Source organism: Thermosipho africanus Ob7 (assembly GCF_003351105.1).
Classification (GTDB): Bacteria; Thermotogota; Thermotogae; order Thermotogales; family Fervidobacteriaceae; genus Thermosipho; species Thermosipho africanus.
On record NZ_NKRG01000001.1, the window covers coordinates 113,107 to 128,491 of the forward strand.

At 28.5% G+C, this 15,385-nt stretch carries 17 protein-coding genes; 5 read left to right on the forward strand and 12 right to left on the reverse strand.

Going from position 1 to position 15,385, the window contains the following annotated elements; all coding sequences use genetic code 11:
* The first annotated feature begins 8 nt into the window (after positions 1–8).
* From OB7_RS00585 to OB7_RS00605, 5 genes are read left to right on the forward strand one after another with little or no spacing between them, the layout of a single operon-like run.
* Positions 9–779, forward strand: coding sequence for a tRNA (adenine-N1)-methyltransferase (locus OB7_RS00585; RefSeq protein WP_114702221.1), 771 nt, complete (start codon positions 9–11; stop codon positions 777–779).
* Between the two features lie 12 nt (positions 780–791).
* Positions 792–2,003 carry a S41 family peptidase gene (locus OB7_RS00590; protein ID WP_114702222.1) on the forward strand — a complete coding sequence of 404 codons (1,212 nt, stop codon included), beginning with the start codon at positions 792–794 and terminating at the stop codon, positions 2,001–2,003.
* A complete protein-coding gene (locus OB7_RS00595; RefSeq protein ID WP_004104229.1) occupies positions 2,000–2,527 on the forward strand; it encodes a hypothetical protein in 528 nt (175 codons plus the stop codon). The genes OB7_RS00590 and OB7_RS00595 overlap by 4 nt, the downstream gene beginning before the upstream one ends.
* Entirely contained in the window at positions 2,517–2,915 is a 399-nt protein-coding gene (locus OB7_RS00600) for a hypothetical protein (RefSeq protein WP_004104223.1), read from the forward strand. The genes OB7_RS00595 and OB7_RS00600 overlap by 11 nt, the downstream gene beginning before the upstream one ends.
* Positions 2,916–5,237, forward strand: coding sequence for an efflux RND transporter permease subunit (locus OB7_RS00605; RefSeq protein ID WP_114702223.1), 2,322 nt, complete (start codon positions 2,916–2,918; stop codon positions 5,235–5,237).
* 1 nt (position 5,238) lies between these two features.
* Here OB7_RS00605 and OB7_RS00610 read toward each other — a convergent pair whose 3' ends face one another.
* The 12 genes from OB7_RS00610 to OB7_RS00665 are packed head-to-tail and all read right to left on the reverse strand — an operon-like array spanning position 5,239 to position 15,325.
* Positions 5,239–6,246: a lysylphosphatidylglycerol synthase transmembrane domain-containing protein gene (locus tag OB7_RS00610; protein WP_114702224.1), complete on the reverse strand. Its 1,008-nt coding sequence runs from the start codon at positions 6,244–6,246 to the stop codon at positions 5,239–5,241.
* Positions 6,236–6,982, reverse strand: coding sequence for a glycosyltransferase family 2 protein (locus OB7_RS00615; RefSeq protein WP_114702225.1), 747 nt, complete (start codon positions 6,980–6,982; stop codon positions 6,236–6,238). Before OB7_RS00615 ends, OB7_RS00610 begins: the two co-directional genes overlap by 11 nt.
* Before the next feature lie 10 nt (positions 6,983–6,992).
* A complete protein-coding gene (locus OB7_RS00620) occupies positions 6,993–8,132 on the reverse strand; it encodes a glycosyltransferase family 2 protein (RefSeq protein WP_114702226.1) in 1,140 nt (379 codons plus the stop codon).
* Positions 8,133–8,148: 16 nt separating this feature from the next.
* Complete coding sequence (locus OB7_RS00625) at positions 8,149–9,564, reverse strand: hypothetical protein (RefSeq protein WP_114702227.1); 1,416 nt, start codon at positions 9,562–9,564, stop codon at positions 8,149–8,151.
* Positions 9,558–10,739 carry a hypothetical protein gene (locus OB7_RS00630; protein WP_114702228.1) on the reverse strand — a complete coding sequence of 394 codons (1,182 nt, stop codon included), beginning with the start codon at positions 10,737–10,739 and terminating at the stop codon, positions 9,558–9,560. The genes OB7_RS00625 and OB7_RS00630 overlap by 7 nt, the downstream gene beginning before the upstream one ends.
* Before the next feature lie 11 nt (positions 10,740–10,750).
* Complete coding sequence (gene radC, locus OB7_RS00635) at positions 10,751–11,392, reverse strand: RadC family protein (protein WP_004104216.1); 642 nt, start codon at positions 11,390–11,392, stop codon at positions 10,751–10,753.
* Complete coding sequence (locus OB7_RS00640) at positions 11,364–11,939, reverse strand: Maf family protein (RefSeq protein WP_004104215.1); 576 nt, start codon at positions 11,937–11,939, stop codon at positions 11,364–11,366. The genes radC and OB7_RS00640 overlap by 29 nt, the downstream gene beginning before the upstream one ends.
* A complete protein-coding gene (locus OB7_RS00645) occupies positions 11,899–12,453 on the reverse strand; it encodes a Gx transporter family protein (RefSeq protein ID WP_232618068.1) in 555 nt (184 codons plus the stop codon). The genes OB7_RS00640 and OB7_RS00645 overlap by 41 nt, the downstream gene beginning before the upstream one ends.
* A complete protein-coding gene (locus OB7_RS00650) occupies positions 12,396–12,743 on the reverse strand; it encodes a NusG domain II-containing protein (protein WP_004104209.1) in 348 nt (115 codons plus the stop codon). Before OB7_RS00650 ends, OB7_RS00645 begins: the two co-directional genes overlap by 58 nt.
* Positions 12,730–13,926 carry an imidazolonepropionase gene (gene hutI / locus OB7_RS00655; protein WP_004104207.1) on the reverse strand — a complete coding sequence of 399 codons (1,197 nt, stop codon included), beginning with the start codon at positions 13,924–13,926 and terminating at the stop codon, positions 12,730–12,732. The genes OB7_RS00650 and hutI overlap by 14 nt, the downstream gene beginning before the upstream one ends.
* Before the next feature lie 5 nt (positions 13,927–13,931).
* Positions 13,932–14,678: an undecaprenyl-diphosphate phosphatase gene (locus tag OB7_RS00660; RefSeq protein ID WP_114702229.1), complete on the reverse strand. Its 747-nt coding sequence runs from the start codon at positions 14,676–14,678 to the stop codon at positions 13,932–13,934.
* Between the two features lie 11 nt (positions 14,679–14,689).
* Entirely contained in the window at positions 14,690–15,325 is a 636-nt protein-coding gene (locus OB7_RS00665; protein ID WP_114702230.1) for a hypothetical protein, read from the reverse strand.
* Between the last annotated feature and the right edge of the window lie 60 nt (positions 15,326–15,385).

The following is a 15,385-nucleotide window of genomic DNA, read 5'->3' on the forward strand; positions in this document are numbered from 1 at the left end:
AATATATATTGATTAAAGAAGGAGATAAGGTTTTACTGTATGGAGATGATGGAAGTAAGATTATTATCACAGTTGAGGCTGGTAAAAAGAAAGGGACACATCTTGGACATGTTGATATGGATGAGCTTATAGGAAAGGAATATGGAGATACAATTGTCTTTGGAAAAAATAATAGGGTCTTTTATATTTTAAAGCCAACTTATATTGATCTTATTTTTAATATGAAAAGAAGAACTCAAATTATATACCCTAAAGATGCATCATATATTTTGTTTAAACTTGATATTAAACCTGGCGATAGAGTTATTGATACAGGTGTTGGTAGTGGAGCGATGTGTGGGGCTTTTGCAAGAATTGTTGGAAAAGATGGGAAAGTATATGGATATGAAAGAAGAGAAGATTTTTACAACTTAGCTAAGAAGAATTTAGAATATTGGGGATTAATAGACAATGTTGAGCTAAAATTAAGGGATATTTCAGGAGGTTTTGATGAAGTAAATGTTGACGCTTTAATGTTGGATGTTCCTGATCCGCACAATTATATTGAGCAATGTTGGCAAGCATTAAAAGGTGGAGGAAAGATGGGAATAATCTGCCCTACTACAAATCAAGTTCAAGAGGTTTTGGAAAAACTATATGAATATCCTTTTATAGATGTAGAAGTTTGGGAAAATCTTATGAGAAGATATAAGCCAAATCCTGAAAGGTTGAGACCTTTCGATAGAATGGTGGCTCATACAACGTATTTGGTGTTTGCCACTAAGGTTCTTAAAAAGTAGGAGGTGTATTAAATGAAAAAGAAGAATTTTATAATTATAACTGCTGTTATTATATCTATTTTGGTTGGTACTATTGTTTTATCGGGTGCTACAACGGATAAAAATTTTCAGGATAATCTGACACCACTTGCAGAAACCCTTTATTATATATTAAATTACTATTATGAAATTGATAAAGCAGATATTAATAAAGTAATTGATTATGGTATAGATGGTCTTGTTAAAGGATTAGGTGATGATTTTAGCTATTATTACAACAAAGATGTATATGAAGAAAAAGAGATTGAAAATAAAGGTGAATATGGTGGGCTTGGAATTGAAGTTACATACGATGCAGATAGCAAGGCAATAAAGATAATAAGTCCTATGTATGGTACACCTGCCTGGAGAGCTGGTTTAAAAGCTGGAGATTTAATAATTAGTGTTGATGGAAGTTCGGTTCAAGAAATGAGTTATATTGAAGCTGTTAATAGGATGAGAGGAGAACCTGGAACAAAGGTTAAGCTTACAATTTTGCGAGGAGAAGAAGTTTTGGAATTTGAAATCACAAGAGAAATAATAAAGATTACTCCTGTAAAATACGGTTTTGTGGAAACTCAAATAGGAAGGATAGGTTATGTAAGACTAACACAGTTTAATCAACCATCTTCTAAGAAACTTGAAGAAGCATTAAACAAAATTTATGAAAAAGGTGTTGTAGCGTTAATATTTGATTTAAGGGATAATCCTGGAGGTTATTTAGATAGTGCTATTGATGTTGCAAGTATGTTTTTAGATGCTGGGAAATTGGTGGTTACAGTAGAACCAAGAGTTGGAAGTATAGAGCGCTACGTAAGTAAAGGAAATGACTTTCCAAAGGTTCCAGTAGCTGTTCTTGTTAATGGTGGTTCAGCTTCAGCTTCGGAAATTGTTACGGGAGCATTAAAAGAAAATAATAGAGCGGTAGTTATAGGTCAAAAGACATTTGGAAAGGGTTCAGTTCAACAGGGTTTTCCACTAAGTAATGGTGGAGTATTGTTTATTACAATTGCACATTATAAAACTCCAAGTGGGAATGATATTCACAGGGTTGGTATTGAGCCAAACATTTATGTAACACAAGAAGCAACAGATAATGTTGCACATGAAGAAGAAGTGGTGGACTATACAAAAGAAATTACTGATGTAAATTTAGATGATCCTTATATAAAAAGAGCAATTCAGTACTTTATTGAAAAAAGATGAAAATAGCATTTGTTGCGTTTTTAATTACTTTAATAAATTTGGCTTTGATTTTAACTATTGCATTTGTATATCAGAAAAATATGGAGATTGTAGAGATACAATCTCCACCTTATTTTTATTTTACTAATCCTTATAGCAAATTTTTTTCTAATTTAAAAAAACAGCTTATTTTGCAGAAGATTTTGTCTGAAACAAAAATATATGGTAAAAGTCCTTTCTTAGTTGAAAGTATACAAAAACTTGATGAAGTTAAGTATTTTTTAAAGGTTTTTAATGTAGACTATTTTGAGAAAACAATATCTAAGAAATATTGGTGGGGAACTTCTGAAATTGAAGTCTTGAGGTTTAAAGATATCATTTTTTATTACATACCGATTGTGGAAGTTGCAAAAAGCGATGAAAAATTTGGAAAAATATTGTTTTACTCTTTAAAAGGCAAGAAGATGTTTTTAGATCCAGAAGATTTAAATCCTATTTCCATTGAGTTATTAAAAAAGTATGGAGTGAAAATTCATGAAGAATGAAAAGTATAAGTTAATAGTCTTTTTGGAGTTTTTGATTGTGTATGTTTTTTCGTCGTTTATATTGCGTGTAAATTATTTTACTTTATCACCCTTTGTAGTAAAATTTTTTATTTTTTACTTTTTAGTTTTAAGTTTGTTTTCATCTATAAAAGGTAAGCAATTTTTATTTTCTGAAATTTCAAGATTGTGGATTTATTCATTTACTCCACTATTATGCTATTTGTTTTTTACAATAGGAATTTATTTTCATATTTTGATTGATTCAAGGTTTTCGTATTTTATTCCCTTTTTGTTTTCAAACTATTATAATCTTGAATATGATTCAAGAAAATATATAACCTTATTAAGACTTTTTTCATTTTCGCTCTTTATTTTGGGGGTGAAATAATTGATTGAAAGATTTGCAAAGTTTTTATTAAAGAAGTCCTCTCTTTTTATTCTTATACTATCACTAATTGGTCTATTATTTGGGATATATAGCTTATTGAATTTAAAAGTTAATGCGGAACTTACTGAGCTTGCTCCAGAAAAAATACCGGAGTTTAAAGATATGGTTAAATTTACAAATGAAAAAGTTGTTTCAAATACCTTGCTTTTAGTTATTGAATTGGAAAATAAAAAGATCAATGTAAATGAGTTTGTTGAAAAATTAAAGGATGCATTTGAAGAAACACCGTATATATCAAAGGCAGAAGCATTTGACGATCCTGAAACGATGCTAAAATATGGAATTTTCACTATTGATGAAAATAGTTTGACTAATGTTTTAAATTACTATAATGCAGTCATAAATGTTGAACCAAGGTCTGCTATAGATTTTAGATTTTGGAGAAACTTGGGAATAGCTATTTCTACGGTGTCGGAATATGCTAATAGTTTTTTGTCAAGAAGTGGTATAAAAAAATACTATTTAATATCGAATGATGGAAATGTAATATTAATGAATTTTTCCATGAGCAAGCCCGTAACGGATATTGATTTTCTAAACAAAGCAATTCCAGATTTAAAAAATATAGCTAGTAAATTGTCAAAAGAGTTTGAAGCAAATATTCTATTTAGTGGTTCTGCAATGAATAATTTTATAGGGAATAAGCAAGTAACAAAAGACTTTCAAATTACAACAATTGTTTCGCTTGTTGGTATATCGCTTCTATTATTAATTTCATACGGTAGTTCTAAGACTATGTTATTCATGTTTTATTCGATGATACTTGCCATGGGTACAAGTCTTGGAATTATAGTATTACTTTTTAAGCAAATTAATATTATTACTTCTTTTGTAAACGCAATGCTTCTTGGACTTGGAATTGATTATGGTATTCATATAACTGCAAAAATACATGAGAATTTGAGAATATATGGAAAGACAAATGAAAGCATTGTTGAAGCTTTCAAGGAAAATTTTACTCCTTCATTTGTCTCTGCAATAACTACTTCTATTGCTTTATTAGCACTTGCTCTCAGTCCTTCAAAGCCTTTACAGGAAATGGGAATATCTTCTGGAATAGGTGTAATGATATTTTTTATTTATATGAACTTTCTAGTTCCTGCTTTTTATTCAAGGTTTAAACAAAGTATAAATATTCCTAAAAAAGAATACTTTTCAAGTTTTTTAGAGTTACTTAGAAGAATAAAACCTATAAAAGTACTTGTGTGGTTTGCAGTTATTATTTTTTCAGCATTTTCATACCTTGCTGTAAAAAATTTTTCCTATACTCCACCAGGACTTGTACCAGAAAATTCTGAAGCTGTTAAAGCTCTTGAAATTGCAGAAGAAAAGTTTGGAGAATTTGGTGTTGGACAAATTGTAATTGCTGCAAAGAGTATAGATGAGTTGAAAGAAATTAAAAATGAGATAGAAAATTCTAAGTATTTTTCAAATACTTTTTCATTACTTTCGTTTGTTGAAGAGCCTGAAAAACTGGAAGAAATAAGGCCGAGTTTTTATGAGACTGTTTACAAGGTTATAAATGAGCCTATATTAGATGTAGTATTTAAAAAGTATGGTTTGTATAATAGTCTCTTAGAAACTTTGAGTTTGCTAAGAACAGCTAAAACATACGATGATGTTATTTCAAGTATAGAAAAAGATATTCCGGCATTATTTTTCTACGATACAAATAATACTAGATATTATTTGCTTTATGCTAAAGAAAAAGTTTCATTGTGGAGAGATAACAACTTAAAAAAGATTTTTGATGAAGAACTTAAAGGAAAAAAGGTATTTGGCTATCCAGCATTATTTTACAAAGTAATGGTTTATTTGGTTAATTCAACAAGTAAAGCTGTATATTTTGTGTTTTTAGCGATAATAATTACGCTTTTGATTGATTTAAGAAGCTTTTTAAAGTCTTTGAAAGTGACTTTCTATGTTGTTCTTTCAATATTAGCTACTATTGGTATAGGTTATGTGGCTTTAAAAATAGATTTGACGTTTTTGAATCTTTTAATAATTCCAATTTTTCTTGGAATTGGTGTAGATAGTATGGTTCATTTATCACACAGCATACTTCATGGAAGAGATAGTATTATGAAGACAGAAAAGGCTGTAACTATTTCTGTTTTGACTACAATAATTGCATTTGGAAGTTTTATTTTAGCGCAAGGAGAACTTTTAAAGGAATTTGGAGAGCTTGTTTCAATAGGCTTGCTTGTTTCGTGGTTTGTTAGTATTTTTATTTATTTGAGTAGTATTGATAAGAAAGGATAGGTTAATTGTTTTCTTTTATTTTTACAAATTTAATGAGGACCAATGTTCCAATGAGTATTACAAGGTAATATGAGAGAAATCTAAAATATAAAACACCATTGACAATTAATGATGGCTTTTTTGAGAATGAGGAAAGAACATGAGAGTAAATTATTTCAAAGCTTCCACTTGCACCAGGGGTTGGAACTAAAAATGCTACAGCGTTTATTATATTTACAATTGAAAAAAAGTGTAGAAATGGAATGTTGAGCTCTGTGAATATGTTTATAGAATAGTAAAAAACATAACTTTGAAAAATTAGTAATGCAAACATCATGACAAAATCTATTGCAATAAGTAATTTATGATTTTTAAGAATGTATCTTATAGTTTCATCTAATTCTATAAACCAATTTTCTAATTTTTCAAATTTTATAAATTTGTTTAAAAACTTAGATTTTTTGAAAACTTCCAGAATTTTTATAAATATTTTCGGAAATAATATGCTAAATAAAATAACAGTTGAAGAAAGCAATGTTAGAATTAAACCTAAAGTTATAATACTTCTTGAAATTCCAATAACGTTATTTTTCAAAATGAATATATAGGTAAGATCAACGAGAAACATTAGTAAGATCATCTCGAAAAGCCTTAAAAATACTACTTGTGTAGCATATGTTGATTTAATTCCCTTTTTATTTAGATAATAAATTTGAAATGGCTGACCGCCAACAGAAAAAGGAGTAACAGCAGAAAAATATCCTGTTACAAAACAAGAGTTTATAGACGAAATTAGTGAAATTTTTTGATTTAGACTTTTAAAAACAATATAATGTTTTATTCCATCAAAAACAAAACTTAAGATCATAAGTATAGCTGAGAAAAGTATTTTTTCAAATGATAGCTTTGAAAAAATACTCAATAAGATGTTTTTGTTAAGCGAAAAACTATAGAAAAATATTACTATTCCAGAGATTATTATTGAAAGGATAATTCCAAATGTAATCATTTTTTTATCTTTATTTGTCATTTTTTACTCCTTTCTTTTTGTAATATTCCTTACTATAGTAGTTATCATATTTTATTTTATTTAGATTAAAAGCAACATCTGCCCAAAATTTAAATGCTTTTTTCATTGATTTAAAGAATCCTTCTTCCTTTAACCGCCTATTTGAAGTTTTAACTATTAGTGATGGAACAAATTTTACTTTTCCAACCTTAGAAAGCTTTTTTGCAAGCCTAAAATCTTGGGAAGCAAGATTACTTTTAGTATCATAGCCTCCAACTTTTTCATATGCTTCTTTCTTTATTGCAAAATTTGCCGCACCAACTATGTAGGTTTTTGTAAATAATCTTGATAGAAAATCTAATAATATGTAGGTTAATATAGTAAAGAAATTTTTGAACTTGTTTTCTTCAATTAACGAAAATGGACCATAGACAGCGCAAACTTTACTGTCTCTCATAAAGGATTTTACTATTTTTTCTAAATAGTTTTCAGGATATATACTATCTGCATCGCAGGTTACAAGTATATCACCTGTTGCATTTTTAAATCCTTTAGACATTGCATGAATTGATCCCTTTTTTGATTCAAACAAAACATTATTAGTGTACTTGGATGCTATTTCAACTGATCTATCAGTACTTCCATTGTCGACAACTATTAATTCGAAATTTTTGTAGGATTGATTTATAATACTTTTTAAGGTATTTTCCAAAATTTTTTCTTCGTTTAAAACTGGTACGATTATCGAAATTTTCATTATACCACCTTTATCCTTTAACTCTTTTTACTTTGTACCATTCAACAGCTTTACTAAAAGGTCCGATAATGTAGCTTAATAAAAGAACTAAATACTCAAATACTATTAATAGTGGGACAAATAAAAAAGAATAAGGAAAAGAAAATATCCCAAATTGTCGGCTATCAAGTGAGCTAACCCACATGAGTATGTAAACAGCAATAATAAAGCCAGCAGTGATTTTTAACATACCTATTTTAAATAAAATGTCTAATACTATAGAGATGATTGGTAAGAAAACAATTAAACCTACAAGAAGATAGTAGAATAGAAATGCAATATTTCCTTCTTTTAATCTTTTGAACATTTCTCTGAATCCACCAACATACCATCTTTTATGTTGGTTCCATAGATCTTTAAAGTTAGTTGCATATTGAATTTTTATAAAAGGATATGTTGAATAATATTCTTTTACTTTCATTTTAGAAAGTTTTGTTGCCATACTAAAATCATCTACAAGAGTGTCAGGATCTATTGGAAGTATTTTTTCTAAGAGAGTTCTTCTAAAAAACACTCCATTTCCCATGAATATCATCTTAACAAATATGTTTGAATAAAATATTGCTTTTACAAAGTTAAAGTATAATTCTTGAATTATATACACTGGTTTAAATTTGAAATTGTAAGGTTCAAAATTTGTGAAAATCATATTTACGTTGTTATTTGAAAAACAAAATATATGCGATGAAATATAGTTTTCCGGAATTCTTGCATCGGCATCTATTAAAAGAATTATTTCACCTTTTGCAAATTCCATAGCTTCATTTATTGATTGAGGTTTTCCTTTTTTTCCTTTTTTTTGAATAACTTTAAGGTTTGGATAAATTTTTTCAAGACTTTTTGCAATTTTAAATGTATTGTCTTTTGAGTTATCATCTACAACTATTATTTCGATGTTCTTGTAGCTACTTTTTTCAACTGTTTTTATTGTATTTTCAATTACATCTTCTTCGTTATATGTAGGGATTATTACTGTAACAAGTGGATTATACTCAGGATCTCTATTTTCGTGCAAATAGTTTGTTCTTTTTTCGTTTTTGTATTTTCCAAAAAGAACAATTATAAGACTTATTAGTATGTTTAATATGTAAAAAGAAACAGTAAAAAGCATCTAATTCCTCCTTTTGTTAAAAATTGACTTGTAAAGAAATAAAATAGTTTTTATCTATAAATAAACTTTTAAATGATAAAAATTTATAACTAAATTCAATGCTAAAAATGTTATAAACTTGATCAAAAGTATTTATTACAGAAGATTCTGGTGTGGGGTTAACATTTCCACTCCAGCTATCCCAAAACCATTTCCACCTAATTTTTCCACTACTATCATCTATTACCATACCCTTTACTAGAAAATTGTATTCTGTTGAAATTTTAAAATCGTTCTTTGAAAAAGAAAAGCCCAGACTAATCATAGTAGCATCAGGTCCATATCTAAAGCCAAGAGGATAGTCCATCAAACTTCTTGATGGGGAAGAATTATTATCTATGTAAAAGTGTCTAACATTAACCCTTAAATATGGCAAATAATTTGTTATGTACATCCATTCAGTTGTAAAGTCATACTCAATCCATACATTAAATGACTTATAGTCTAGAGACATTCCAAAATTGTATCCGTATGCATCTGATTTATAATTTTTTCCAACTTCGGTTGGGCCATTAATATCATCAAGACAAAATTCACCGTAAATTGAAATATTACTAACTTTTACATTAAAATCAATTGAAGATAATACGTTTGAATAGCCTTCACCGTAAGTATTATGGAAAAACATTAAAGGATTTATGTCAATTATGTCAGGAATTTTTCCACCAACTACATTTATTTCACCGATTCCAATTCTAAAATTGTCTATGAAAAAGTCGAATCTGTGAGCGGCGATAGTTTTTACAGGTTCAAAGAAATTTGTTGATGGAGTATGTTTTTCAAAATATTTTCTTTGAACTTCTTGTTCATATGATGATAGTAGTGGATAGGAAGATATCAAGTGGTATGTATATTTGAAAAAATTATTTTTAGTTGAAAAAGTGATATTGTCTTGGAAAGTTGTATCTGATATTGAAATAGGATATTTTGAATCTCCCCAATGCAATGGGAACCTTCCAATTCCAATGAAAATATTATCAGATATATAACCTAGTAGAAAATTTTCAGGGCCATTCATATCAAAAGTAGGCTTTCCATCTACCAAGAAAAAATTGGTAGAAGGATCTTTTACTTTTGAGATGATTTCTTTTTGAAAAGGAATATTTGTGTACAATACAAGATTTTGAAAATTGTAGAAAAGACTTATTTCTAAAAATGGTTTTATATTATCAAACAAATAAAAAACGTTTTCTGCTGGATTTGTTGGATAACCATTTCCATCTCCATGGAAAACAACAAAGCCATTACTCCAATTAGAAAATGAGCACATAATATTAATTGAAAATTTATTTTCAAAATTATTTTCAAAATTATTTGAAGAGTAAAAAATAAATTCTGAAAAGTAAATACTTGAAAAGAGCAATAAAAAGATAATAAATTTTTGTTTTAGCATTTATTTCCTCCATAGACTATACAACAATGTTTTTCTGCAAAAAGAAGTCTAACAATCTCAGGGTCAAAATATTCAACAATGAAGTCATGTAAAGGATAATTATTTATAACTTCTAATATTTTTCCTCTTTCTTCCTTAAAAATGTTGCTTTTTATATTTTGATAGAATTGTCTCATACCAATGTATGAAATTGTTTTTGCAATAATTTTGACTGATACATTTTCAACTTGGTTTTCAAACTTTTCAAAATATTTTTTAGCGTTTTCTAATTCATGGTTATTTAAATAATAAAAACCATAAAAAAGATTATATTCTGGAGTTTTTTCAAAGATCTTGAGTTTTGATTCGTCAAATTTTCTATTATTAACTATGCTCCACGCAGCTTGTGCAAAATTAGCTTTTATACAATACTCTTTTGGATTTGGAATTGTTCCCTCTTTTTTACTGTAGTTAACATTTAGACAATAGCTTTTCGTATTTTCTGTTTCCAAACTTTTCTGCTTTATTATGTATAACAAAAGTTCAGTAAATTTTTTGTGTAATACTGCATTTTTAACGATTCCAACATCTTCTAAAGTATTTGTATAAACCTGATAAATAATTTTGAAAAAGTCATCTATTTTTGAAATTAAAGATAATATTTTAGAAAAGTTTGAAAAATTACCTTCTATTAGATAATATTCTAGTAGAAGGAGATATGGGTATATTGAATCTGGAAAATTTTTAACAAATTGTATAATTTCTTTTATTACATCTTCGCGGTTATACATTCTAGAGAGAAGATAGTTATACTTAAAAATAACATCAGTTTGATTTTCTAGTAAGGTTTTATTTTTTTCAAAATTACCTTCTAGAATATTTAATATTGCTAAGAATAATGTTCTTTTTTCAGGAGAATTTTCATTTATAAGAAATTTTCTTAATGTTTTTATAACGTCCATTACTGAAGAATCATAATCTTGTGAATTAATATCAAATATTGACAAAGTTTTATCAGCGGCAAGATTTGCTTCTTTTATGATTTTTTCTTTTATGATCTTCATTTGTTCTAGATCCTGAACTTTTCTTGATTTTTGTTCTGACTTGTTTTTTATTTTTCCTTTTTTTATTAAATCTTTTTCCAATTCTTCTTTTAGCTTTAATATATTCTTTAATTTGTCATCGTTATTGTTCATGCACTTACACCTCACAATAGTTTATTGTGTTTAAAGCTATAAAATCCATTGCCAATTATAACATGATCAAGCAGTTTAATTCCAATTATTTCTCCAGCCTTTTTAATTTTTAAAGTAACTTCTCTGTCTTCTTTACTTGGTCTAACATCACCAGAAGGGTGGTTATGTACTACCACAACATAGCTAGCAGAGTTTTTAATTGCTTCACGATATATTTCTCTTGGGTGTGCAAGACTTGTATCTGTGAGGCCAATTGTTATATCTTTGGTGGAGATTTCGTATAGTTTTGAATTTAAAGATATAACTCTAACAACTTCTTGTTCAAAGTGCTTCATGTCAAGGCAATGCTCGTATATAAGCTCTGGAGAATTTAGAAATTTTCCTTTTCTATCTTCCAAAAGATATCTTTTTGAAAGTTCCATTGCAGCTAGTATAGTAACTGCTTTAACTGTTCCAAGACCTTTTACTTTGCACAGCTCATCAATTGAAGCGGTACTAATTTTTTTCAAGCTCTTGTCAAAAGTTTCAAAAAGGTTTTTTGAAAGTTTTAAAACATCTAAGTCTTTTGTCCCTGTTCTTAAAAGTATAGCCAGTAGTTCTTCTGTGCTTAGATTTTCGACACCTTCATTTATTAATTTCTCCCTTGGAAGCATCTATCATCCCCCTATCCCATAAAATATCCCAAACTTTTGAAATGGGAAGCCCAACTACATTAAAATAATCACCTTCAATTTTTTCTACCAAAACACTTCCAAGTTCTTGAATTCCATACCCACCAGCTTTATCAAAAGGTTTTGCAGTATTAATATAAAATTCAATTAATTCTTTTGAAAGATTTTTGAATTTTACATTTGTTTTTTCAGAGAAAGTAATAACTTCATCTTTAAATTTAATTGTAACTCCAGTAATTACAGTATGCCATTTTCCTGATAGACTTTTAAGCATTCTAAAGGCATCTTTATAATCTCTTGGTTTTCCAAATATTTCTTTGTCGAGTGTTACTACAGTATCTGCAGCAAGAACTACGCCATCTTTTTTTATGCTCATTGCTTTTAAGTATGATAATTTTTCGGCTAAAAGTTTAGGATCTTTTTCGCTAATATTTTCGTCTATATTTGAAGATATAACTTCAAAATCTATTTTTAGTAATTTTAATAACTCAATCCTTCTTGGAGATTTTGAGGCCAAAATTATTTTCATCAATTATTTCCTCCATTTTTTTTGCAAGATATGCATTAATAATTGCAGAAATTAGTCCTAATCCTATCATCAAAGGTAAAAAGGAAAAAATTGCTCTACTTTTTATTAAAAAACTTCCAACTAGAACTTGAACAAAGTTATTACTAATCATACCAATGATACTCAAAGTTGTGTAGCTAAAGAACTTTGTTTTAGAAAATATCCATTCAAAAGTTGCAGCAGATATTATTCCAAAAAAGCCCATGAAAAAAGGTGGTGTAAATAAAATTCCTGAAAAGAGCGAGCCGATAATTGTTTTAAGTGTTCCTACAAGAAGTCCACCTCTAAGTCCAATATTTACAACGGTGTAGAGAATAACAAAATTTGAAAATCCCCATTTTCCTCCAGGAACTGGATATGGTATAAAGCGCTCAACAACAAACATTACCGAAGAAATGGAAATAAGTAGTGAATAGATTACCACGTTTGTAGTTCTTGAGTTTGTGACTCGATTACTATCTTGTTGGGAACGCAAATTATTTTTCCTCCTCTTTTTATTTTCCCAGTTTTTTCACAAATTTTTAGGGGACATGTTGAATCTGTAACCCAAACATTTTCACCATCATAGTGAACTATAGTTAATATTTTTCCTTCTTTATCTTTTACCGGATAGTCTCCAGGCTTTTTTAATTCAGTATATATTTTTCCGTCTAATTTTACCAAAAATATTTCATCTTCTCTATTGTTTGCTTTTAAAGCAAAAAAAACGGTTATTAATATGACAGCAAGGATAAGAAAAACATCAATTTTCTTAAATGTTTTCATATATTGTCACCTTGCCGTTAATTATTATTGCACTTAAGAAATTTTGATCGAACATGTATGGAATGTCCAAAAGTTCATTTGTATTCCAAATCGCAATGTCACATTTGTAGCCGGGCTCAATTTTTCCGTTTTCTATACCCAAAACGTACGAAGAATTTAGAGTATATGCAGTTAATATCTCTTCCGGTTCCATTTTTAAAAATCTAAGTGCAAGATGAAAGATAAATGCAGGATTAAATATAGGACACGAACCTGGATTAAAATCAGAACCAATACTAACTGCAGCGCCATTATCTATTAGTTTTCTTGCTGGTGCAAAATCTTCTCCCAGATAAAAACTTGTTCCAGGCATTAATGTAGCGACAGTGTTTGAATTTGCAATTTGAGAAATATCGTCATCGTTTATTTTTAGTAAGTGATCAGCAGATATTGCACCAAGCTTAATAGCAAGTTTTGCAGCACCTACGTTTTCAATTTCATCTGCGTGAAATCTAATTTTAAAACCTTTATTTTTGGCAAATTCAAAAAATTCTTCAATATCTTGTGGTAAAAAGACTCCTTTATCGCAGAAAACATCTATTGTATCGGTAAATTCTTTGATATCATCAAGCCATTTTTTTACTTCATCTATGTAATCTTTTTTATTTGCATCAATAGGAATTGCGTGCAAGCCCAAAAAAGTAGGAATTACTTTGACATCCTGTATTTCGTTTAAAATTTTCATAGCTTTTAGTTGCTTTAATTCGGAAAACTTTTCAAGCCCATATCCACTTTTTCCTTCAACTGCTGCAATACCATGTCTTTTGAATAAGCTTAAATATTTTAGATTTTGCTTTACAATTTCATCTATTGTTGCATTTCTTAGCATTCTAACACTACTATGTATTCCTCCTCCGTTTGCAAAGATTTCAGAATAGGATTTTCCTCTTGCTCTTAAATAAAATTCTTTTGCTCTACTTCCAAAAAATGGAATATGCGTATGAGCATCTACAAAAGCAGGCGTAACAAGTTTTGCTTTTATGGTAAAATCATCAGTTATTTTGTGCTTTTTTATATCTACTATTTTTCCCTTGTTTAATATGAGGTCTACATCAAATGCTTCAAAAATTTTTTTCATTTCATTTCCTTTTTTTGGTGCTTGCCCAGAAGGGCTAATAAGATGTTCCGCATGGATTCTTAACATTTATTTCACCCCACAAAAAATGCTATAATAGCTATTAATATACAGTAATATGAAAATATTTTTAATTTTTTAGATATAGTTAGCTTTTTTAAAATTAGAAGACTTAACAACCCTGAAAGAAATGCTACAAGACCAGAAATTAGGATGTAACTATTTAATTCGATTTTGCTAGTTTCAAGTATTCCGGCCCCAAGTATTACAGGAATTCCCATTAAAAAAGAATATTTTAGTGCTTTTTCTCTCTCTAAACCAACGGTTAATGCTCCAAAAAGTGTTATTCCGCTTCTTGAAATTCCTGGGAAAATTGCTATCATTTGAAATAAACCTATTACCAATGCATCAATGTATGATATATTAAAAAAGTCTTTTTTACCTTTTAGTTTGTCTGAAACAAACAATGATGCTGCAGTTACCAGAAAAAAGAAAGAAATAATTTTTAGATTTGAAAAAGAATTTTCTATTGTTGAATTAAAAAGAACTCCAAAAATTGCAGCTGGAATAGTTGAAATAATAATTTTTAAAACTAATGAATAATACTCTTTTTTTAGTGTAAAAAGCCCTTTTAAAATTTCAACAATTTCTTTCCAGACAAATATTATAATTGCAGCCAGGGTTGCAAGGTGCAAAAATGCAAAATTTGAAATTTTAGGTTCAATATTAAATAAATAAGAAAATAAAGTTAAATGCCCAGAACTTGAAATAGGTAAAAATTCTGTTAATCCTTGAATTAGTCCTAACACTATATGATTCATTTTTTTCCTCCTTAAGGTGTAATTTTTCCCACATATGGTCCGTAGGTTACAACTAAACTTCTTAATTTTTCTAAATCAAGAGAATTAAAATATTCTTTTGCTGTATCTATGTCTGGGAACGCTCCAAGACATAGGGTATAGAAAGTTTTGTTATTTCTTTTAAATCTCATTGAATATGATACGTAAGCATTTGCTTTTAAAGTCATCATATCCTGAAAAATTTGTTCCGGGTTTTCTCCTGTTTTAAGAAAAATAGTATACACACTTTTTCCAGGGATAAGTCCAGGAATTTTTACATCTTTTATTGGTAAAACCACAAAATAGGCGTTTTCTGAAAGGATATTTATAAGAAAACTTTTGTATTTATTTACTATTTTAAGAGCGTTTTCTTTGTCAACTACAAAAGTTGATACTTCAGTTCCTTTTTCCAATATTTCAATACTATGGGCAATTAATTTGTTATAGTCAAATTCTTCAAAATTTATCATAGTTTCAGTTGAAGGCAAAGAAAATTCTGGAAGCTTTTCACTTCCAGAATTTTCTTTATTTAATTCTAAAGGTTTTGGAATGTAAATTACGTCTACTTTAACAGCTGCTTTTTTTACATACAAAAATATTGTTGAAGCTAAAAAAAGCAAAGTGAGCAATGATAAAACTAATATGATACTGCTTATTATTTTAAATTCAAGCGGTGTGAAATTTTTTCT